This window comes from Nocardia veterana NBRC 100344, assembly GCF_000308855.1.
Lineage (GTDB): Bacteria > Actinomycetota > Actinomycetes > Mycobacteriales > Mycobacteriaceae > Nocardia > Nocardia veterana.
Genome location: NZ_BAGM01000053.1, coordinates 53,959 through 73,778 on the forward strand (window position 1 = coordinate 53,959; position 19,820 = coordinate 73,778).

Annotated in this window: 19 protein-coding genes; 10 read left to right on the top strand and 9 right to left on the bottom strand. The window is 70.1% G+C overall.

Going from position 1 to position 19,820, the window contains the following annotated elements; translation table 11 throughout:
- Nucleotides 1-30: 30 nt before the first annotated feature.
- The 3 genes from treY to ON37_RS09165 form a co-directional block, all read right to left on the bottom strand.
- Nucleotides 31-2,457 carry a malto-oligosyltrehalose synthase gene (gene treY / locus ON37_RS09155; RefSeq protein ID WP_051031380.1) on the bottom strand — a complete coding sequence of 809 codons (2,427 nt, stop codon included), beginning with the start codon at nt 2,455-2,457 and terminating at the stop codon, nt 31-33.
- On the bottom strand, nt 2,454-4,589 hold the full coding sequence (gene glgX / locus ON37_RS09160) for a glycogen debranching protein GlgX (RefSeq protein WP_040718419.1): 2,136 nt from the start codon (nt 4,587-4,589) through the stop codon (nt 2,454-2,456). The genes treY and glgX overlap by 4 nt, the downstream gene beginning before the upstream one ends.
- Nucleotides 4,590-4,742: 153 nt before the next feature.
- Nucleotides 4,743-5,720 carry a bifunctional helix-turn-helix transcriptional regulator/GNAT family N-acetyltransferase gene (locus tag ON37_RS09165; RefSeq protein ID WP_245553125.1) on the bottom strand — a complete coding sequence of 326 codons (978 nt, stop codon included), beginning with the start codon at nt 5,718-5,720 and terminating at the stop codon, nt 4,743-4,745.
- A 148-nt stretch (nt 5,721-5,868) separates the two neighbouring features.
- Here ON37_RS09165 and ON37_RS09170 point away from each other — a divergent pair, with 148 nt between their 5' ends.
- The 6 genes from ON37_RS09170 (at nt 5,869) to ON37_RS09195 (ending at nt 11,765) form a co-directional block, all read left to right on the top strand.
- Nucleotides 5,869-7,140, top strand: coding sequence for an adenosylmethionine--8-amino-7-oxononanoate transaminase (locus ON37_RS09170; RefSeq protein ID WP_040718420.1), 1,272 nt, complete (start codon nt 5,869-5,871; stop codon nt 7,138-7,140).
- 175 nt (nt 7,141-7,315) lie between these two features.
- Nucleotides 7,316-8,191 carry a class I SAM-dependent methyltransferase gene (locus ON37_RS09175; protein WP_210741485.1) on the top strand — a complete coding sequence of 292 codons (876 nt, stop codon included), beginning with the start codon at nt 7,316-7,318 and terminating at the stop codon, nt 8,189-8,191.
- 100 nt (nt 8,192-8,291) lie between these two features.
- Nucleotides 8,292-9,440, top strand: a complete 1,149-nt coding sequence (locus ON37_RS09180) for an 8-amino-7-oxononanoate synthase (protein ID WP_040718446.1) — start codon at nt 8,292-8,294, stop codon at nt 9,438-9,440.
- Nucleotides 9,441-9,474: 34 nt separating this feature from the next.
- Entirely contained in the window at nt 9,475-10,155 is a 681-nt protein-coding gene (gene bioD / locus ON37_RS09185; RefSeq protein WP_040718421.1) for a dethiobiotin synthase, read from the top strand.
- 65 nt (nt 10,156-10,220) lie between these two features.
- Nucleotides 10,221-10,559 (top strand): MmcQ/YjbR family DNA-binding protein, encoded by a 339-nt coding sequence (locus tag ON37_RS09190; RefSeq protein ID WP_040718447.1) that lies wholly within the window; start codon nt 10,221-10,223, stop codon nt 10,557-10,559.
- Between the two features lie 60 nt (nt 10,560-10,619).
- Nucleotides 10,620-11,765, top strand: coding sequence for a lipase family alpha/beta hydrolase (locus ON37_RS09195; RefSeq protein ID WP_040718422.1), 1,146 nt, complete (start codon nt 10,620-10,622; stop codon nt 11,763-11,765).
- Nucleotides 11,766-11,769: 4 nt separating this feature from the next.
- Here ON37_RS09195 and ON37_RS09200 read toward each other — a convergent pair whose 3' ends face one another.
- The 4 genes from ON37_RS09200 to ON37_RS09215 form a co-directional block, all read right to left on the bottom strand.
- Nucleotides 11,770-12,792, bottom strand: a complete 1,023-nt coding sequence (locus ON37_RS09200; RefSeq protein WP_040718423.1) for an ABC transporter substrate-binding protein — start codon at nt 12,790-12,792, stop codon at nt 11,770-11,772.
- A gap of 13 nt (nt 12,793-12,805) precedes the next feature.
- Nucleotides 12,806-13,702: an ABC transporter ATP-binding protein gene (locus tag ON37_RS09205; protein WP_245553126.1), complete on the bottom strand. Its 897-nt coding sequence runs from the start codon at nt 13,700-13,702 to the stop codon at nt 12,806-12,808.
- Nucleotides 13,699-14,730, bottom strand: coding sequence for a FecCD family ABC transporter permease (locus tag ON37_RS09210; protein ID WP_040718424.1), 1,032 nt, complete (start codon nt 14,728-14,730; stop codon nt 13,699-13,701). The genes ON37_RS09205 and ON37_RS09210 overlap by 4 nt, the downstream gene beginning before the upstream one ends.
- A 186-nt stretch (nt 14,731-14,916) precedes the next feature.
- The gene (locus ON37_RS09215; protein ID WP_040718425.1) at nt 14,917-15,501 is read right to left on the bottom strand and encodes a TetR family transcriptional regulator; all 585 of its coding nucleotides are present in this window, start codon (nt 15,499-15,501) and stop codon (nt 14,917-14,919) included.
- Nucleotides 15,502-15,753: 252 nt separating this feature from the next.
- Here ON37_RS09215 and bioB point away from each other — a divergent pair, with 252 nt between their 5' ends.
- The 4 genes from bioB (at nt 15,754) to ON37_RS33435 (ending at nt 18,152) form a co-directional block, all read left to right on the top strand.
- Complete coding sequence (gene bioB / locus ON37_RS09220) at nt 15,754-16,767, top strand: biotin synthase BioB (RefSeq protein WP_040718426.1); 1,014 nt, start codon at nt 15,754-15,756, stop codon at nt 16,765-16,767.
- 106 nt (nt 16,768-16,873) lie between these two features.
- Nucleotides 16,874-17,098 carry a biotin synthase auxiliary protein BsaP gene (bsaP, locus tag ON37_RS09225; protein ID WP_040718449.1) on the top strand — a complete coding sequence of 75 codons (225 nt, stop codon included), beginning with the start codon at nt 16,874-16,876 and terminating at the stop codon, nt 17,096-17,098.
- Nucleotides 17,098-17,745, top strand: a complete 648-nt coding sequence (locus tag ON37_RS09230; RefSeq protein ID WP_051031381.1) for a DUF2567 domain-containing protein — start codon at nt 17,098-17,100, stop codon at nt 17,743-17,745. Before bsaP ends, ON37_RS09230 begins: the two co-directional genes overlap by 1 nt.
- Before the next feature lie 230 nt (nt 17,746-17,975).
- Nucleotides 17,976-18,152 carry a hypothetical protein gene (locus tag ON37_RS33435; protein ID WP_168441242.1) on the top strand — a complete coding sequence of 59 codons (177 nt, stop codon included), beginning with the start codon at nt 17,976-17,978 and terminating at the stop codon, nt 18,150-18,152.
- A 42-nt stretch (nt 18,153-18,194) separates the two neighbouring features.
- Here ON37_RS33435 and ON37_RS09235 read toward each other — a convergent pair whose 3' ends face one another.
- Together ON37_RS09235 and ON37_RS09240 are read right to left on the bottom strand one after the other, a co-directional pair.
- Nucleotides 18,195-18,839: a DedA family protein gene (locus ON37_RS09235; RefSeq protein ID WP_040718427.1), complete on the bottom strand. Its 645-nt coding sequence runs from the start codon at nt 18,837-18,839 to the stop codon at nt 18,195-18,197.
- A gap of 117 nt (nt 18,840-18,956) precedes the next feature.
- Nucleotides 18,957-19,742, bottom strand: a complete 786-nt coding sequence (locus ON37_RS09240; protein ID WP_040718428.1) for an NUDIX hydrolase — start codon at nt 19,740-19,742, stop codon at nt 18,957-18,959.
- Nucleotides 19,743-19,820 lie beyond the last annotated feature (78 nt).

Below are 19,820 nucleotides of genomic sequence, written 5' to 3' on the forward strand. Positions count from 1 at the left end.
CCGTCGCACCGATCCCGCCGGCGCTCCGGCTCAGCGCACCAGCAACGCCACCGGCAGCCGGGCGAACAACTTCTCCAGCCGGACCCGGCCGGTGAAGGTGTGCCCGGTGAGCCGGTCGGTCCAGGTGCCCGAGGGCAGATCCAGCACGGTGTCGGCCCAGCCGCCCTCGGTGAGGGCCAGGCTGTGCCGGGTGGCCGCCACGATCACCTGGGGCGGTTCGCCGACGCGGCCGCGCCCGTAGCTCACCAGATGTTCGCTGCGCTCGCCGACGGCGAACAGGGGCGTATAGGAGCCGCCGACGAAGCAGTCCGGCCGCTCGCGCCGCAACCACAGCGCGTAGGCCACGATCCACATCTTCGCGGCGCCGGAGGTCTCCAATTCCGGTGTGCCGGTGAGGGATTGCAGCATAGCCAGGCGGTGCCCGAAGTCCACCGGGCGGCGGTTGTCCGGATCGACCAGCGAGTCCTCCCACAGCTCGCAGCCCTGGTACACATCGGGAATGCCGGGCCCGCACAGCTGTAGCAGCTTCTGCCCCAACGAATCCGACCAGGCGTGCGGAGCCAGCCGGGTCGCCAGTTCGCCGAGTTCGGCGCCCACCGGGCCGTCGATCACCGCATCCAGCCAGCGATGTACCTCGGCTTCGAAGTCGAGGTCCGGTTCTTCCCACGACGAGCGCAGCCCCGCCTCCCGGACCGCCTTCTCGGCGAAGCGGTGCAGCCGTTCCCGGAAATGCGGCACCGTGGCGGGCCGGCGGCCGTCCACCGGCCACACACCGAACATGTTCTGCAGCAGGAACGCGGCGGTCGGTCCGTCCGGCGGCGGCACCAGCTCCAGCCAGGCGCCGACCGCACGCGACCAGCTCTCGGCGACCTGCGACAGCACCGTGATCCGGGCGCGCACATCCTCGCCGCGTTTGGTGTCGTGGGTCGACAGCGTCGTCATGGTGGCCGGGCGGCGACGGGCGCGCTCGGCATTGGCGAGATGGAACTCCAGCACCGAGCGGCCGAACCGGCCGGGATCGCCACCCATTTCCTGCAGCGACACCAGCCGCGCCGCCTGATAGAACATGGTGTCGTCGACCGCTTTCGCCGCCACCGCACCGCCGACCTGATGCAGGCGAGTCGCCGCTTCACCACCGGCCGCCAGGGCGCGCACGAGGACCGACAGCGGCGCGGTCAGTTCCCGGTTGCGCTGCTGCACCTCGGCCACCACCGTGGTGAGCACCCCCGCCAGCGGCGGGTAGTCGGTGCGATAGACCGGCATGTGCGACAGCACCTCGATGGTGGCATTGGTCAACGCGATATCGCTGATGGCCGCGGCGTCGAAGCCGTTGACCGCGGCGTCGCGCTTCACCGCGGCGACCAGCCGGCGCACCTCGGGCACCAGTAGTCGTTCGGCGACCGCGCGTTTGATCCGGTGTTCGGTATCGGCGATCCACGCCGCGTCGCTGCCGTGTCCGAGCATCCGGCGCGACAGCTCGGTCAGGGCCTCCTCACCGGCCGGATCGACGAAGATGCCGCCGACCTCGGCGAGTGCCTCGTAGCCGGTGGTGCCGTCGACCGGCAGGGTGGCGTCCAGCGTCTCGTCGCGGCCCAGCACCTTCTCGACCAGCAACAGCCGCTGCGGCCCGATCAGCCGGCGCAGCTTGGCCAGATAGGCCGCGGGATAGCTCAGCCCGTCGGGATGGTCGACGCGCACGCCGTCGATCAGATCGTGCTCACACCAGGCGGCCAGTTCGCGATGGGTCAGGTCGAACACCGCCGGATCCTCCTGACGGATCGCGGCCAGTTCGGACACCGCCAGGAACCGGCGGTAGGTGCAGATCCCGGCCTTCCAGCTGACCAGGCGATAGTGCTGGCGGTCGTGGATGCGCAGGGCGTTCTCGCCGTCGGTGCCCGGGGCGATCGGGAACCGCAGATCCCGCAGGGCGAGCACGGGTTCGGGGCCGGACCGGTCGACGGTCAACGCCGCGGGATCGTTCTCACTGGTCAGCACCGGCAGGGCGAGCCGGCCGCCGGCCCCGTTGGCCGGACTCCAGTCGATGTCGAAGATGTGCGCGAACTTCGAATTCTTGCCGTTGCGCAGCACATCCCACCACCACGGATTGCGTCGCGGATCGCCGACGCCGACGTGGTTGGGCACCAAGTCGACGATCAGTCCCATGCCGCGGGCGCGGACCTCGTCGGCGAGTGCCTTCAGCCCGCCGGGCCCGCCCAGCGCCGCCGACACCGTGGTCGGGTCGGTGACGTCGTAGCCGTGCGTCGAACCCGGCATCGCCGTCATGATCGGGGACAGGTACAGATGCGAAATGCCCAGTTGCTGAAGATATTCGGCGATGGCGCGGGCATCGGCGAAGGTCAGCGCGTCGGGACGCAGCTGCAGGCGATAGGTGCTGCGCACGGGGGTTCGGCGCCCGATCGGGCCGGTGCGGTGTTCGGGGGAAGGGGTGTCTGTCATCTCGATATCGGGGTGGCTTCGGTACGGCGGAGGACGAGCAGGCAGCGAGCGGGTACGGCGACCGTGGCCGCTGCGGGGTAGGTGGCGTCTGCGCGCCCGGTGGGTGTCGAGCAATCCAGCGCCACCGACCAGTGCGCGCCGAATTCCGGTCCGGGTACGGCGAAATCGAGGGGTGCGTCATGGGCATTGAAGCACAGCAGGAACGAGTCGTCGCGCACCCGTTCCCCGCGCGGGCCCGGTTCGGCGATCGCCTCGCCGTTGAGGAATACCGCCAGCGACCGGGCGAAGCCGGTGTTCCAGTCCGCGGTGGTCATCTCGGTGCCGCCCGGGGTGAACCATGCGATGTCGCCGGGCCGGTGGTCGTCGGCGCCGGGCCGGCCGTCGAAGAAGCGGCGGCGCCGGAAGACCGGGTGGGCTCGGCGCAGCGCGAACGCGGCCCGCGTGAAGGCCAGCAGATCCGCGTACTTCTGCGCCGCGCCCCAGTCCATCCAGGTCAGCGGGGAGTCCTGGCAGTAGGCGTTGTTGTTGCCGTGCTGGGTGCGGCCGATCTCGTCGCCGTGCAACAGCATCGGCGTGCCCTGGGACAGCGCCAGGGTGGCGATCATGTTGCGGCTCTGCCGATCTCGCAGGGCGCAGACCTCCGGATCGTCGGTGGGCCCCTCGATTCCGCAGTTCCAGGACCGGTTGTAGTCCTCGCCGTCGCGGTTGTCCTCACCGTTGGCGTGATTGTGCTTGTCGTTGTAGGACACCAGATCCCGCAGGGTGAATCCGTCGTGGGCGGTGACGAAGTTGATACTGGCGCTCGGGCGGCGGCCGGTGGCCTCGTACAGGTCCGAACTGCCGGTGAAGCGCGAGGCGAACTCGCCCAGGGTGGCCGGTCGCCCGCGCCAGTAGTCGCGCACGGTATCGCGATACTTGCCGTTCCACTCGGTCCACAGCCCCGGAAAATTGCCGACCTGATAACCGCCCTCGCCGACATCCCACGGCTCCGCGATCAATTTCACCTGGCTCACGACCGGATCCTGCTGCACCAGATCGAAGAAGGTGGAAAGCCGGTCCACATCGTGCAATTCCCGGGCCAGGGTGGCGGCCAGGTCGAAACGGAATCCGTCGACGTGCGTGTCCAGCACCCAGTAGCGCAGCGAATCCATGATCAGCTGCAGCGTATGCGGGTGGCGTACATTCAGGCTGTTACCGGTGCCGGTGTAGTCCATGTAGTGCGCCGGATCCGCCGGGGCCAGGCGGTAATAGGCGGCATTGTCGATGCCGCGCAGGCCGATGGTGGGCCCGAGGTGGTTGCCCTCGCCGGTGTGGTTGTAGACCACGTCCAGAATCACCTCGATGCCCGCGCCGTGCAGTGCGCGCACCATCGCCTTGAATTCGGTGACCGCGGCGCCGGCACGGGAATCGGCGGCATATTCCCGGTGCGGGGCCAGATAGCCGAAACTGTTGTACCCCCAGTAGTTTCGCAGCCCCCGGTCGAGCAGGACGTGGTCGTGCAGGAACTGATGGACCGGCATCAACTCGATCGCGGTGACGCCCAGCGACAGCAGATGGTCGATGATCGCCGGGTGGGCGAGACCGGCATAGGTGCCCCGCAGCCGGGCGGGAATCGCCGGATGTGTCATGGTCATGCCCTTGACGTGGGCTTCGTAGATGACGGTCTCGTGATAGGGCCGCCGGGGCGCCCGATCACCGGCCCAGTCGAAGGACGGATCGACCACCACCCCCGTCATGGTGTGTCCCAGCGTATCCGCGCCGTAGGTGTAGAGGGCGGGATCGGCGCCGAATTCTCCGGTGAACGCCTTACCGTAGGGGTCGAGCAGGAATTTGCTGCTGTCGCAGCGTAATCCACGAGCGGGATCGTAGGGACCGTGTACGCGGAAGCCGTAGCGCTGCCCCGGCGCCACGGTGGGCAGGTATGCGTGCCAGACGTATCCGTCGACCTCGTCGAGGGAGATGCGGTCTTCCCCGCCGTCGGGGTCGATCAGGCACAACTCGACGCGTTCGGCAACTTCGGAGAACACCGAGAAGTTGGTGCCGGCCCCGTCGTAGGTCGCGCCGAGCGGGTACGCGGCGCCCGGCCAGACGCCCAGCGGCGTCGGATCACCGGGTGTGTCGGGCCGAACCATATACCGACAGTAACCGCCGCACCGGAGCCGCCCGCGCGGGTGGCCCGGGTGGGCGGGTACCCGACGAGGCGCTCCGGACCCCGCGGTGCCATGCTCTGCCGTTGCGGGTGTCCGGTAATCGGACAGCTACCGGCGCGGCGCCGACCGTGGTGGTCATGGCAAGGCGCGCCGCCAGGTCTGGCCCACGAGGTCGGCGCCGAAGCTGTGGTGCGGCCGGGAGTCGACGAGTTCGAATCCGGCCCGCTGATAGATCCGCCGGGCCGCGGTCAGCACATCGTTGGTCCAGAGCACGATGTCGCGGTAGCCGGCCGCCGTCGCGAAACGGAGACAGTGCTCGACCAGCGCGGTGCCCACGCCCGATCCGCGGGCCGACGGTTCCACCAGCAGCAGTCGCAGCCGGGCGGTGCTGTCATCCTCACGCACACAGAAGACCGCGCCCACCGCGGTATCGCCGCACTCGGCGATCCAGGCCGCTTCGCTGTCGGGATCGTGCCCGGCCAGGAAGTCGGCCACGATCTTCGCGACCAACGCCTCGTATTCGATGTTCCAGCCGTATTCGGCGGCGTAGAGCACCGCGTTGCGCTGGATGATCCAGCCGTAGTCGCCGGCGCGCGGGCTGCGGATCCGGATCTCGGTTCCGGCGTCCGCCGCGGGCCGGCCCGGTGGTGCGCCGGTGGGGGAGTCGCTCGTGTCCGGATCGAGCAGACGCTCGATCGTGTGCATGGCGGAGCGCAACCGGTGGCGGTCCGCGCTGCTGTGCCGCGCCAGCAGCGCCGCGACCTCGTGTGCGGACCGGCGGTCGAGGTCGCCGGCGGCGGCGCGGCCCGCGGCGGTGAGGGCGACCGACTGCCGGCGGCCGTCGGACTCCGATCGTCGCCGCTGCGCCAGTCCCGCGGCTTCGAAACGGGTCAGAATGCGGCTGAGATAACCCGGGTCGAGGCCGAGTTCGGTGCGCAGCGTCCGCACATCGCGCGGCCCGGTCCGGTTGAGCTCGAACAGGATTCGCGCCTCGGTCAGCGAGAAGTCGCTGTCGAGCAGATGTTCGTCGAGTACGCCGAGCCACCGGGTGTAGCGGCGGTTGAAGGCGCGGACGGCGGCGACGTCGTCGTGGCCGGGTGCGGTCATCGGCATGGGCCCTCGCTTCACGAAGTCTTTGACTGAGTCAAAGATATCGGTGCGGGCTGCCGGTGCGCAGCCGAACCGCGCGATCCGGATGCCGGCCCGATCCGCCGCGGTGTTAACTTGAACGGCGTTCAAGCCGTCTCGTGAAGGGATCCTCGTGGCCCTGACTGCCGACCAGATCACCGCCATCGACGCCGCCCATGTCTGGCATCCGTATGGGGGATTTCCCGCGGGCACCGAACCGCTCGTGGTCGCCTCCGCGTCCGGCACCCGGCTCACCCTGGCCGACGGGCGCGAACTGGTGGACGGAATGAGTTCGTGGTGGGCGGCGGTGCACGGCTACCGGCATCCCGTCCTCGACGCCGCCCTGGTCGAGCAGTCGCAGCGGATGAGTCATGTCATGTTCGGCGGCCTTACCCACGAACCCGCGGCCCGGCTCGCGCAACTGCTGGTGCGGCTGACGCCCGAGGGGCTGGACAAGGTATTCCTCTGCGACTCCGGTTCGGTCTCGGTCGAGGTCGCGGCGAAGATGTGCCTGCAGTACTGGCGAGCGCTGGGCCGGCCGGACAAGCGCCGGCTGTTCACCTGGCGCGGCGGCTATCACGGCGATACGTTCACGCCGATGAGCGTGTGCGACCCCGAGGGCGGCATGCACTCGCTGTGGACCGACGTGTTGACCGAGCAGATCTTCGCGCCGATGCCGCCGGCCGAATTCGACCCCGCCTACGTCGCGGAACTGGAACGTCTCCTCGCGGCGCATGCGCACGAGACCGCCGCGGTGATCGTGGAACCGGTGGTGCAGGGTGCCGGCGGGATGCGCTTCCACGACCCGAAGTACCTGCGCGAGCTGCGCCGGCTGTGCGACGACCACGACGTACTGCTGGTCTTCGACGAGATCGCCACCGGATTCGGCCGCACCGGAACGCTTTTCGCCGCCGACGCGGCGGGGGTCGCCCCCGACGTCATGTGTGTCGGCAAGGCCATCACCGGTGGCTACCTGACCTTGGCGGCCGCGCTGTGCACGGCGCGCATCGCCGAAACCGTCAGCGCGGCGCACGGCGGGCTCATGCACGGACCGACCTTCATGGGTAATCCGCTCGCCTGCGCGGTGGCGGTGGCGTCGATCGAACTGCTGCTGTCCCGGGACTGGGCCGGCGAGGTGGCCGGCATCGAAGCCGGATTGCGCTCGGGGCTGGCTGCGGCGCAGGAGATTGCGGGCGTGGTCGACGTCCGGGTGCTGGGCGCCATCGGCGTGGTGGAACTCGATCATCCGATCGATATGGTCGCCGCGACCCGTGCGGCGGTCGAGGCCGGTGTCTGGTTGCGGCCGTTCCGGAATCTGGTCTACACCATGCCCCCGTTCATCAGCAGCGCCGACGATATCGCCCGGATCGCGGCGGGCGTCGTGGCCACCGCCGCCGCGGGCTGACCGCATTGCCTTTCCGCCCGGCCATTTCTCGTAGATCGAATGGTTGTTTTCCGGTGTTGAGGTGAGCGCGAACGCGAAATTTCCTGGCTATCATCGAAATTCGCGCGGTGATCGGCACCGGGCCGCATGGTTCGTCGTGGCGGACGTGCGTAGGCGGACGGTGGAGGGATCATCGATGATCGGCACCGAGCCCAGCCGCACCGCGATGATGGCGGCCGCGGCTCGGGCAGCGCATCCACTGGTCGACGACGAGCCCTACCTGTTCCGGGACGACCTGGCCGGCGCGCTGCTCGGCCCGCACGCCGAGGAACTCGTCGGCTATCACCTGCGGCACCGCCGCCACCCGCTGCTGGCCGCGGTCCGGGCGCAGGCGACCGTGCGCAGCCACTGGGTGGAGACCCGGCTCGTCGCTTCCGGAATCGACCAGTACGTGATTCTCGGCGCCGGACTCGACAGTTTCGGCTACCGCGATCCGGCCGCCGCGATCCGGGTGTTCGAGGTCGACCATCCGGAAACCCAACGCTGGAAACGGGAAATCCTCGCCCTCGCCGATATCTCGGCAACCGGTGAATTGGCTTTCGTCCCGGTCGATTTCGAACACGACGAGCCCGTGCCGGCATTGGCGGCCGCCGGTGTGGACCGCGAGCGGCCGGTCCTGGTGAGCTGGCTCGGAGTCAGCATGTATCTGACCGGAGCCGCGATCGAGGCCGTGCTGTCCGGCCTGTCCGGTCTGCCGGCGGGCTCGGAACTGGTGATGGAATACCTGCTGGATCCCGCCTTGCGCGACGAGCACGGACGCTCCTACGCCGCCTCCGTGGAGCCGGCCGCCCGCGCGCAGGGCGAGCCGTGGCTGAGCAGTTTCACCCCCGCGGCCCTCGATCAGCTGCTGCATCGGCACGGGTTCGCCACCGTGGCGCATATCAGCCACCGGGCGGCCGTCCCGGCGAGCTGGTGGCAGCGGACCGATGCGCTGCGGCCGGTGGATCTGTGCCGGCTCGCTCATGCCCGGCTCGGTGCGGCAGCACCGCCGCTGGGCGGCGGCGCGCGGTGATCGTCCGGTCGTCGCACCGAACACCGGCGGGTGGCGCGCGAACCGGGGATCGGAGCCCGCCTGCCATCCCCTGAACGGCGTTCAAGTATGCTTCCGAGCTGTGACTGTGGATCCGTTGAGCTGGTTGGACGAGCGTGCGGGTGAGCGGGTGCGGGCCGGCCTGCGCCGGGAGCTGCGGCCGCGATCGGCGCACAGCGACCTCATCGATCTCGCCTCCAACGACTACCTGGGCCTGTCCCGGCACCCCGAGGTGATCGCCGGCGCCATCGCGGCGGTCGAGACCTGGGGGACCGGTTCGACCGGGTCGCGACTGGTCACCGGCACGACCACCGCGCACGAGGAATTCGAGGCGGAGCTGGCCGAGTTCACCGGCGCCGCCGCGGGTCTGGTCTTCGCCTCCGGCTACGCCGCCAACCTCGGCGTCGTCACCGCCCTGGCCGGGCGCGGCGCGCTGATCGTCTCCGACGCGGGTAGCCATGCCTCGCTCGTCGACGCCTGCCGGCTCTCGCGGGCGCGAGTGGAGATCGCACCGCACTGCGATGTGGACGCCGTCGACCGGCTGCTGTCGCAGCGCACCGAGGAGCGGGCGCTGGTTCTCACCGATTCGGTGTTCAGCGCCGACGGTGATCTCGCACCGCTGGTCGACCTGCACCGGGTGGTACGGGCCAACGGAGCGGTGCTGATCGTCGACGAGGCGCACGGCCTCGGTGTGCGCGGCGACGGCGGCCGCGGGCTGGTACCGGAACTGGGCCTGGCCGGACAACCGGATCTCATCGTCACCGCGACCCTGTCGAAAGCGCTGGCCGCCCAGGGCGGAATCGTGCTGTGCGACGACCGGGTGCGCGACCATCTCATCGACACCGCGCGCACGTTCATCTTCGACACCGGACTCGCGCCCGCCGCGGTCGGGGCCGCCCACGCCGCGCTGCGCCTGCTGCGCGCCGAACCGGAACTGGCCGGGCGGGTGCTGACCCGGGCCGGTGAGATAGCGCGTATCGCCGATGTGCCGCAACCGGATTCGGCGGTCGTATCGGTGGTGCTCGGACCGGCGCAGATCGCCTACGACGCGGCGCAGCAATGCCGGGCGCGGGGACTGAGCGTCGGGTGTTTCCGGCCGCCGTCGGTACCCGAGGGCACCTCGCGACTGCGATTGACCGCCCGCGCGGATCTCACCGACACCGAGATGGCCACCATCGCCTCGGTCCTCGACGAGGTGTTGCTGCAGGCGCGCGAACGCAGCGCGGCATGAGGATCCGCACCACTTCACAGGAGGCAGTACCGGTATGACCCGATTGATCGTCACGGGCACCTCGACCGATGTCGGCAAGACCGTCGTCACGGCCGCCCTCGCCGCCGCGGCCGGTGCCGCCGGGCGCAGCGTAGCGGTCTGCAAACCCGCACAGACCGGCGTCCTGCCCGGCGAACCCGGCGATCTGGCGGTGGTGCAGCGCCTCGCGGGCGTCACCCGCACCCTCGAACTGGCCCGCTACCCCGAGCCGCTGGCTCCCGACACCGCCGCCCGCCGCTGCGGCCGGCCGTTGCTGACGCTGGGCGAGACGGTCGCCGGCATCGACTCCCTCGCCGACGCCGACCTCACCCTGATCGAGGGCGCCGGCGGACTGCTCGTGCGGGTCGGCGACTTCACGCTCGTCGATCTGGCGCAGAAGCTCGATGCCCCCGTCCTCGTGGTGGCCGCCGCCGGACTCGGCACGCTCAACCACAGCGAACTCACCACCCGCGCGCTGGCCGCGGCCGGGGTGCGCTGCGCGGGCCTGGTCATCGGGTCGTGGCCGGCCGCACCGGATCTCGCGTCCGAGTGCAACCGCACGGATCTGCCCGAGGTGACGGGGGTCGACGTGGTCGGAGTGATTCCCGAGGGCGCCGGGCAGTGGCTACCCGAACGTTTCGCCGACACCGCACCCGGCTGGTTCCTGCCGGACTGGAGCCGCCGCTACCTCGGCTGAGCGCAGTTGCTCGATCGCTGCCCATGGCGGGCGAGCATGTCGGTGCCGACCGGCATGATGTGGATATGAGTGTCACCGGGGACGATGCCCGCGAATACGCGTTGTCGCTACCTGAGACGTCCGAGCAATTCACCTGGGGGATGCCGACTTTCCGGGTGGCAGGCAAATTGTTCCTCACTCTGCCCGAGGCGGAGACGTCGATGGCGGTGCGCTGTCCGATCGTCGATCGGGACGAACTGGTGGTGGCCGAACCCGAGAAATTCTGGATCGCCGCACACGAGGCCGGCAACGCCTGGGTCCGGGCCCGGCTGGCGGCGCTCGACGACCGCGCCGAACTGGAGGCGATCATTCTCGACTCCTGGCGTCAGGCCGCGCCGGGCCGGCTGCTCGCGAACCCCGAGTAACCACCGGACCGGGTCGCCGGTCCGGCCCGGTACCCGCGGACGCCCCTACAGTGGATGAGGATGTCCATACCGGTTCGACACCCGTCCACCGTAGCGGACTACGACGACGCGCGACGGCGAGCGCGCTTGGCCGAGACAAGGATCGGCCGCCGGTGGCACAGCTTCGGGCGCACCCGCCGGATGCTGTTACGCCTGCTGCTCGTGCCGATCGTGGTGCTCATCCTGTTCGGCCAGTACATGCGCCACGATGTCGCGCCGGAGCAGGCCCGGCTGGCCCGGACCGATCCGGCGGTACTGCCGATCGCGGGACCGGCCGCGCCGGCGCCCCGCGACACCGCGGTCTTCGACCTGGTCGGCCTGGGCTCGCTCGATGCCTCCGACACCGCGCGGGCGCTGCCGTCGCTGCGGCAGCTGGGTTCGGTGTGGGCGGTGCGCTACGACAACACCGGTATCGACACCAAGGTGATCAGCGATCTGATCCTGCGCGTCACCGAAGCCGCCCGCATCCCCAAGGTGGTGCTGGTCGGGCACAGCATGGGCGGTGTGATCGCGCTCGAGATCGCCAAGCACATCCACACCCACAGCACGCGCACGCTGTCGGCGGTGATCCTGGACTGCACCCCGGTCGACCTGGCCGCGGTGCGGCCGGAAAGCCGGGACCAGGGTGAGGATCTGCTGCGGTGGTTCGGCTGGTTCCCCGGCGCTCGGGAAAGCCGCGGCCTGCGCCTGCTGGCGGAAACCTATTCCCGGCGTGACCAATTCGTCGACCACGGCTCCGGCCCGCCCGGGATCCGGGCGGACGCGCTGCGCCGCACCGTCGCCGACGTGCTGCGGCAGAAGATCTTCAACACCGACGCCGCCAGCAACGGGCTGATCGAGGATCAGTTCAAGGCCATCGTCGCCAGTGGCGCGGTCGACGATCTGCGGGCCCTGGCGAAACCCGCCGGTGCCAAACCACGGCCCGCGATCGCGTTCATCCGCCCGCACAATCCGTACCGGGACGCGATCGTCGACGACGAATACACCCACCGGGTCCTCGTCGACACCGTCGGCGGGGTCGACGGCACACTGCTGGTGGTGCTGACCCGCCATACCGGCCACGCCGACCCACGCCAGCACCCCGTCGAATACAACACGGTGATCAGCCGCCAGATCGTGCCGTTCATCGCCCTCGTCCATTCCGAGCAGGCGGCGGGAACGTCTTGACCGGCTACCGCACCGCGTCGTCGAATGCGGGACGGATGTCCGACGGCGGCAGCAGATTCCATCGTTCCAGTTGCACCCGCACCTGTTCGGCGGCATCGATGTTGAGCGGGCTCGATGTCCACAGCACGTACGGCAGATTCAGGAACCGCTGTTCGGTCACGGCGCGCAATCGGTTGATCCCGGGCTTGGCGCGCAGGGCCTCGATCTTCTGGTCGAAGCTCTGTCCGGGATAGTCGACGAAGACGATGGCCGCCGGATCGGCGGCCGCCAGCCGTTCCCACGACACCGCGGTCCAGGTGTCGTCGACGTCGTCGAGTGCGTTGCGGGCGCCGGCGGCCGCCAATACCGCCTGCGGGCCCCCGAATCTGCCGCTGGAGAAGATGGTTTCACTCGCGGAGTCGAAGACGAACACCGTCGGCGGTGTCGCCGGCCGCGGTGCGGACCGCAGCCGCTGCAAACGAGCGTCGATATCGGCGATCACGGCGGCCGCGCGATCGGTGCGGCCGGTGATCGCGCCGAGGTTCGACAGATCCGTGCGCAGCGCGGTCCACGGTTCGGTGGTGCCCCGTTGCTGTCGGCCGGCATGCGGCCGGCAGCTCTCGGTGAGCACGTAGGCGGCGATACCGTTGCCGCGCAGGGTATCCGGCGTCACGTCGGTGGCCTCGCTGTAGCCGTAGTTCCAGCCGGCGACCATCACATCGGGACGCTGGGCGAGCACCGTCTCCCGCGACGGCGAGGTCGGCGCGACCTCGTGCAGCCGGTCGACGACGTCGCCGTAATGGCGGCGCAACGTCGGCGCATCCTGCTGCAGGCCCGCGACCGCGGCCACGGCGTCCTGTGCGTCCAGTGCCAGGGTCATCGCGACCATATTGGTGTCGTTGACGAACAGGCGCTGCGCGGGAGACGGAAACCGCACCTGCTCACCGCAATTGGTGAGCGTCAGATCGCCCGCCGCGGGGCGGGCGGTACTGCATCCCGCCACGAACAGAACGCTCAGCCCGACCACGAGCCATCGGGTGTACGGCATGGTTCGTTTCCTCTCAGCTCGGTGGACGGTCCGGACCGGACCCATCGGCCGCCGGCCGGCCCGGCGAATCCGGTTCCAGGAGCAGGTGTGTGGTGCCGGTCTCGGGGTGGCGGACGCGCGCCGCCCGCACACCGAACACGGCGGCGAGGATCTCCGGGCGCAGCGCCTCCGCCGGCGGGCGGAGAGCGGAGGCGACTCCGTCGTGCACGACCAGCACGCGGTCGCAGTAGCGGTCGGCGAGGGTCAGATCGTGCAGGGCGACGACGACCGTGCGATCCAGGCCGCGGACCAGATCCAGCAGCGCCAGCCGGTGCGTGATGTCGAGGTGATTGGTCGGCTCGTCGAGCAGCAGCAGGGGGCTGGCCTGTGCCAGCGCCCGGGCCAGCAGGACCCGCTGCCGCTCCCCGCCGGACATCCGCCGCACCGGCCGATCGGCGAAACCGTCGAGATCCACCGCCCGCAAGGCGGATTCGATCGCCCGGCGTTCGGCCGGGCTGCCCGCACCCCACGGCGGCAGATACGGGGTGCGGCCCAGCGCCACCACATCGCCGGCACACAGCTCGTCCGGCGGCTGTTCGTCCTGCCCCACCAGCGCGACCAGGCGGGCGCGCCGGCGCGGCGAGACGGCATGCAGATCTCGGCCGCCCACCACGACCGTGCCCATCCGCGGCCGCGCCAGACCCGCGAGGGTCCGCAGCAGCGTGGTCTTACCCGCACCGTTGGGTCCGACGATGCCGATCACCTCCCCGGGCGCCACGGCGAACCCGACCTCGGTCAGCACCGGCCGGCGGCGTGGCCCGCACGCGAGGTCTTCGACCTCCAGTGCGGCGGCCGTGCACGGCTTGTTCGCAGCGCCTACCCCGGACCCGTCGCGGTGGTGGGGGTGGTCGCGTCCCGGCGGTTCGCTCACGACGCACCGAACCGATAGCGCCGCCGCCCCATCAGCAGCAGAAAGACCGGGGCGCCGAGCAAACCGGTCAGGACCCCGACCGGAATCTCGGTGGGCCGTACCAGAACCCGGGCCGCCGCATCGGCGACCACCAGGAACAGCGCACCGCACAGGGCGCTCACCGGCAGCATGCGCCGATGCGTCGAACCGACCAGCAGCCGCGCCGCGTGCGGCACCACCAGCCCGACGAATCCGATGCCACCCGACACCGCGACCAGTACCCCGACCAAGACGGCCGATCCGATGAACAGCCCGTATCGCATGGCCCGCACCGGGACTCCCACGGCGGCCGCGGTGTCGGCGCCGACGCTCAGCGCGTCCAGCCAGCCGTGGACCGCGAACAGCGCCGCGCCGGCGACCGCCACGACACCGGCGGGCCCGGCGATCCGGGTCCAATCCGCCCCGGCCAGGCTGCCCAGCAGCCAGAACAGCACCGACTGGGCGGCCTTGGGGTCGGCACTGCGGAAGATCAGGTAGCTGCTCAGCGCCGAAAAGGCCGAGCCCAGTACGGTTCCGGTCAACACCAGGCGCAGCGGGGTGAGTCCGCCCTGGGCGAGCGTCACCGCGAACACCGCGGCCGCCGCGCCCAGGGCGCCGATCAGGGCTCCGCCCGACAGTGCCCAGATCCCGGCGCCCGCGAAGAGTCCGGACGTGATCACCGCCGCGGCCCCCACCCCGGCGCCGGAGGAGACGCCGAGCAGATAGGGATCCGCGAGCGGGTTGCGCACGAGGGTCTGCATCGCCGCACCCGCCAGGGCCAGTCCCGCGCCCACGATGGCGGCCAGGACGGTACGCGGCACCCGCAGCTGCCAGACGATGGTGTCGAAGGCGGAATCGGCTGTGCCGGATCCGGTCAGATGCCCGCGCAGGACCGTCACCACCGCCGAAATCGGCAGCGGTTCGGCACCGCAGGCGGCGGCCACGACCATCGCCGCGAGCAGCAGCGCGGCGACGACGGGGATGACGAATACGGTCCGGGCGTGAATCATCGCCGGAACTCCACAGGCATGACGCGACCCTTCAGAGCGGTGCCCGGCGGCGGAGGTCTGACTCCCGCGCCGGCCCGCCCCGGGGGCGGCCGCCGCGATCACAGTGGCGCGACCGTTCCGGATTTCCACCGGATTCCCGCGCCGCCGAGGATGACGGTCCGGAATACTACCGCCTGGAATGTCCGGTTATCGCACCCGGCTCCCGAGCAGATGCAGCGCCCCGCCCAGGAACAGCTGCAAACCGAAGTCGAACCGTTCGGTGGCGGAGGTGTTCTCGTAGAGCGGCGAATCCTGTTCCGCCAGTGCGCCGGCCGAATCCATCTGCATCCGCGACTGCTCGTCCACGGTCTCGCCGAGGACGTAGTACAGCAGGGTGTAGGCGGCCAGGTCCGCCTCCTCGCGGGTCATGCCACCTCGAATCATCGCTCCGGCCAAGCGTTCCCGGCCCTTGCTGGTGGTGAGCCGGGAGGCGTAGGTCGCCGAGACCAGCTCCGCACCGTCGCGGTAGGCGAGCAGACACGACCGCAGCCGGTGGGCCAGTTCGCTGATCTGGCCGGACCACTCCTCGGCGGTGACGGGTTCGTCCATCGGGGTCAGGATGCGGTCGGCGACCGCGCCCAGCAGGGCCTGTTTGTTCGGAAAATGCCAATACAGGGCGCCCGGCTGCACATTCAGCGCGTTGGCCAGCCGGCGCATCGTCAGATCGGCCAGACCGTACTGGTCCAGGATGGCGATGGCGCCGTCGATCACATCCGCCCGGTGCAGCTGCAACTGAATACCCCTGTGTTTCGGCCTCCGCTTCGCTCCGGCGGGTGCCCGGCCGGTTCGAACGACTCGTTCCGGGGCGGGAGGGGGACCGCGGACGAGTTTTGACTCCGTGTGCACGCTACCCTAGCCTGAACACCGTTCAAGTTGCACGGCATGGACCCGCAGGCCCGGAGGCGGCAGCGTGCGTAACCGTGGAGGGCCCGGTCCATGCCGCAATAGGCACGGCCGCATGGGCCGGACGAAGGGATTCGTGCAGTGACGCAGGCACCTGTGAATACCGATATTCTGGCCGTCGCCCGCGAGCAGGTCCTCGAGCGTGGAATCGGATTGAACCAGGAGCAGACCCTCGAGGTGCTGCGCCTGGGCGACGATCGACTCGAGGCGCTCCTGGAGCTCGCGCACGAGGTGCGGATGAAGTGGTGTGGCCCGGAGGTCGAGGTCGAGGGGATCATCTCGCTCAAGACCGGCGGCTGCCCCGAGGACTGCCACTTCTGTTCGCAGTCGGGGCTGTTCCAGTCTCCGGTGCGCGCCGCCTGGCTCGACATCCCCAGCCTCGTCGAGGCCGCGAAGCAGACCGCGAAGACCGGCGCCACCGAATTCTGCATCGTCGCCGCCGTGCGCGGTCCGGACGAGCGGCTGATGGCCCAGGTCGCCGCCGGTGTCGAGGCGATCCGCAACGAGGTCGACATCCAGGTCGCCTGCTCGCTCGGCATGCTCACCCAGGAGCAGGTCGACCAGCTCGCCGCCATGGGCGTGCATCGCTACAACCACAACCTCGAGACCGCCCGCTCACACTTCCCGAACGTGGTCACCACCCACACCTGGGAGGAGCGGTGGGACACCCTGCGCATGGTGCGCGAGGCGGGGATGGAGGTCTGCTGCGGCGGCATCCTCGGCATGGGCGAAAGTCTGGAACAGCGAGCGGAATTCGCCGCGAATCTGGCCGAACTCGAGCCCGACGAGGTCCCGCTGAACTTCCTCAACCCGCGTCCGGGCACCCCGTTCGGTGACCTCGAGGTGCTGCCCGCGGCCGATGCGCTGCGCGCCGTGGCCGCGTTCCGGCTCGCGTTGCCGCGCACCATCCTCCGGTTCGCCGGCGGTCGCGAGATCACCCTCGGTGACCTGGGCGCCAAGCAGGGCATCCTCGGCGGCATCAACGCCGTCATCGTCGGCAACTACCTGACCACCCTCGGCCGCCCCGCCGAACAGGATCTGGATCTGCTGACCGATCTGAAGATGCCGATCAAGGCGCTCAACGAGACTCTCTGACCGTTCGGCGGCGCGGCGCCGAACGGCGCTGCGCCACACCGCTCGAGGTATTGTCGAGCAGCTGGAGAGCTGCACTTCACAAGGGGTTTCGCGAATGGTGGTCCAGATGCCGCAGCCTGATATGCACGAGCGCTACAACCCGTACACGGGCAAACGGATCGTCGTCGGTCTGGACGATCCGATGCCCGCGGCCGCGGCCTTGGGCCTGGAACCCCCGCGCTTCTGCGAGGAATGCGGCCGCCGCATGGTCGTGCAGGTGAGCCCGGACGGCTGGTGGGCGAAATGCTCCCGGCACGGTGTGATCGATTCGCACAGCCTGGACCCTCGCTGATGGCGCTGCGCGCCGCCGCGGTGCCGCCGGGCGGCGCCGCTCCGGTGTCGACGCTGCGGCGAGAGCTGCGGGCCGCCCTGTGGATCCTCGCGGCGGTGCTGGTGGTCGGCCTGATCGGTGGCGGGGTGTGGGCCCTGCTCGCGCCGACGGAGAAGGTGCTCGTCGTCGAGCCCGGTAGTGGACTGGCGATGACCGGCGAAAGCGCGCACCGCTTCGATGCCGTCGCGATCTTCGCCTGTGCCGGTGTCGTCGCCGGTGTGCTGAGCGCGGCCGCGGTCTGGCGCTGGCGATCGGTCCGCGGACCGATCATGCTGGGCGGCCTGCTCCTCGGCTCGCTCGCCGGCGCGTGGGTGATGTCCTGGTCCGGTGAGCACGTCGCCCGCTGGATCCACCCCCGCGCGCACAACCCGCCCGTGCACACCGTGGTCGATCTCGCCCCCACGGTCGAAGGCTGGACCGTCCTGCTGGTCCAGCCGCTGGCAGCCGGACTCGTCGTCCTTCTCCTGTCCGCGCTCAGCACCTCCGAGGACCTGGGCCGCGACAGCGCCGAACCGCTCGGTTCCGCACCGCGCCCGCCGCTGTCCGATGTCTCCTACGGCCCGTACCACGGCCCGGGTTCCTACCGCGGCGCGAATACGCCTCGCTGAGCCGGCGTCCGAGGCCGAGCGAAACCCTGCCACGGCCGGTTTTTCGGCGCCGTGCGGGTGCCCGCCGGAGACGAAGACCGCCCGTGGATCGCCGACCCGGTCGGCGGCCGGTCCGGCACCGTGGGCGGCGGTACTCGTGCGGCTCGTGGGGTTTATTCGCTGGCGGCCCGAGTGGGCGCTCGGTACCGTGTGGCGGGCCGAGGAAGACCGCGGGGGAGAAGGTGACGAGCATGAAGGCGTTCGAGGCGCGGCCGGATAGCGACGGCGGGACGCGGCAGCCCACCGAACGTCCCGATCTCACCGCGTGGCGGCGCCGGCACGAATTGCGCAGATCCGCCGCGGCGCAACCTGTTGCGAACAAGCGGGTTTATCGGCGGACGGTCAAGCATCGCGATCGGCAGTGGTGAGGTACGCCGGGTAGCGGCCGCCGCGCCCGCTCGAGCGGTGCGTCAGCGGCCGTCGTGGGTGGCGTGATATTCGGATTCGATCTGCTTGTCGTGGCGGCGTTCACGCAACTTCCAGACGATCAGTGCGACGACCACGATGGCAACGACCGCGATCGCCATATCGCGGCCGACGGTTTTGGCGACCGCCTCGTAGGAATTGCCGGCGACGTAACCGAGGACGACGAAGGTCGTGCCCCACACGATGCCGCCGATCGCGTTGAACGTCAGGAACTTCGGATACGGCATCCGTGACGCGCCGACCAGCGCGGGCATCACCGCGCGGAAGAAGGCGGTGAAGCGGCCGAGGAAGACGGCCCACCCGCCGCGGCGGGCCAGGAAGTCCTGGGCACGGTCGAGGCGGCCGCGGTGCTTGTCGAGAAACGACGCGGCCAGCAGGCGGCTGCCGAAGTGTTTGCCGACCTCGTAGCCGACCGAGTCGCCGATGATCGCCGCGGCCACCACCAGCACGATCATCGCCCCCAAGACCACGTGGCCCTGACTCGCCGCGACGCCGCCGAGCACGGCCGCGGTCTCACCCGGGATCACGAATCCCACGAAGATCGCGTCCTCGGCGAAGACGAGCAGCCCGACCGTCAGATAAACCCACACCGGCGCGATATCGAGAATCCGGTGCATCAGCGATTCCATTCCGCCGACGCTACCGCGCGCGACCGCCGGGCGCGTGACCCGACCACTCCGGCCCGGCCCGGCATTCCCGGCAGCGGCCGGTGCGCCCGCGCCGGCCGGCCGAACGCGTCGACGAAGCTACGCGGGCGGTCGCAGGGCGGCGAATTCGTCGGTGACCCGGATCTCGTCGTCGGTGAACCGATAGACCGCGGCGGGCCGCCCGCCGGATCGGCCGGGTGGGGCGGTTTCGCCGGTGGGCGTGATCACCTTGCGGCGACTGAGAACTCGCTGCAGGTTGGTCGTGTCGACTTCGTAACCCAGTGCGGTGCAGTAGATTTCACGCAGTGTCGACATGGTGAACGTCGAGGGGGCCAGGGCGAAGGCGATATTGGTGTACGACAGCTTCGCCGCCAGCCGGGTGCGGGCATGGTGTACGACGGTGCCGTGGTCGAACGACATGTTCGGCAGGGCCGAGACCGGATGCCAGCGGGTGTCGGCCGGAAGCTGCGGGTCGGCGGTCAGCGGCACCAGACCCAGATAAGCCGACGCGATCCGGCGCCCCCCGGGCACCCGCTGCGGATCGCTGAACACCGACAGTTGTTCGATATGCCACAGTTCGCGCACGTCGACCTTCTCCGCCAGCTGACGGCGAGCGGAGGTGTCGAGGTCCTCGTCGTCGCGTAACCGCCCGCCGGGCAGCGACCAGGTGCCGGTCTGCGGTTCCATCGCGCGTTGCCACAGCAGGACGCCCAGCTCGGTGTGGAAGCCGTTGGCGGTGCGCGGCGCCTGCGGGTCGACCGGTTCGCTCACGATTGCGCTGTCGTTGCCGTCGGCAGCGCCCGGACCTGCGGTAACGGTGTCCATGAAGCGACGAACCTGGAACACCGCGGTGAGCGATTCGTGAATGGTGCTACTATGGGCCACGTTTTCGATTGTAAGTCGAAAACCGGGTTGAAGCGAATCGGCCCGGGGTGATGCGCCCGGTGCGAGTGCCGGGCGCAT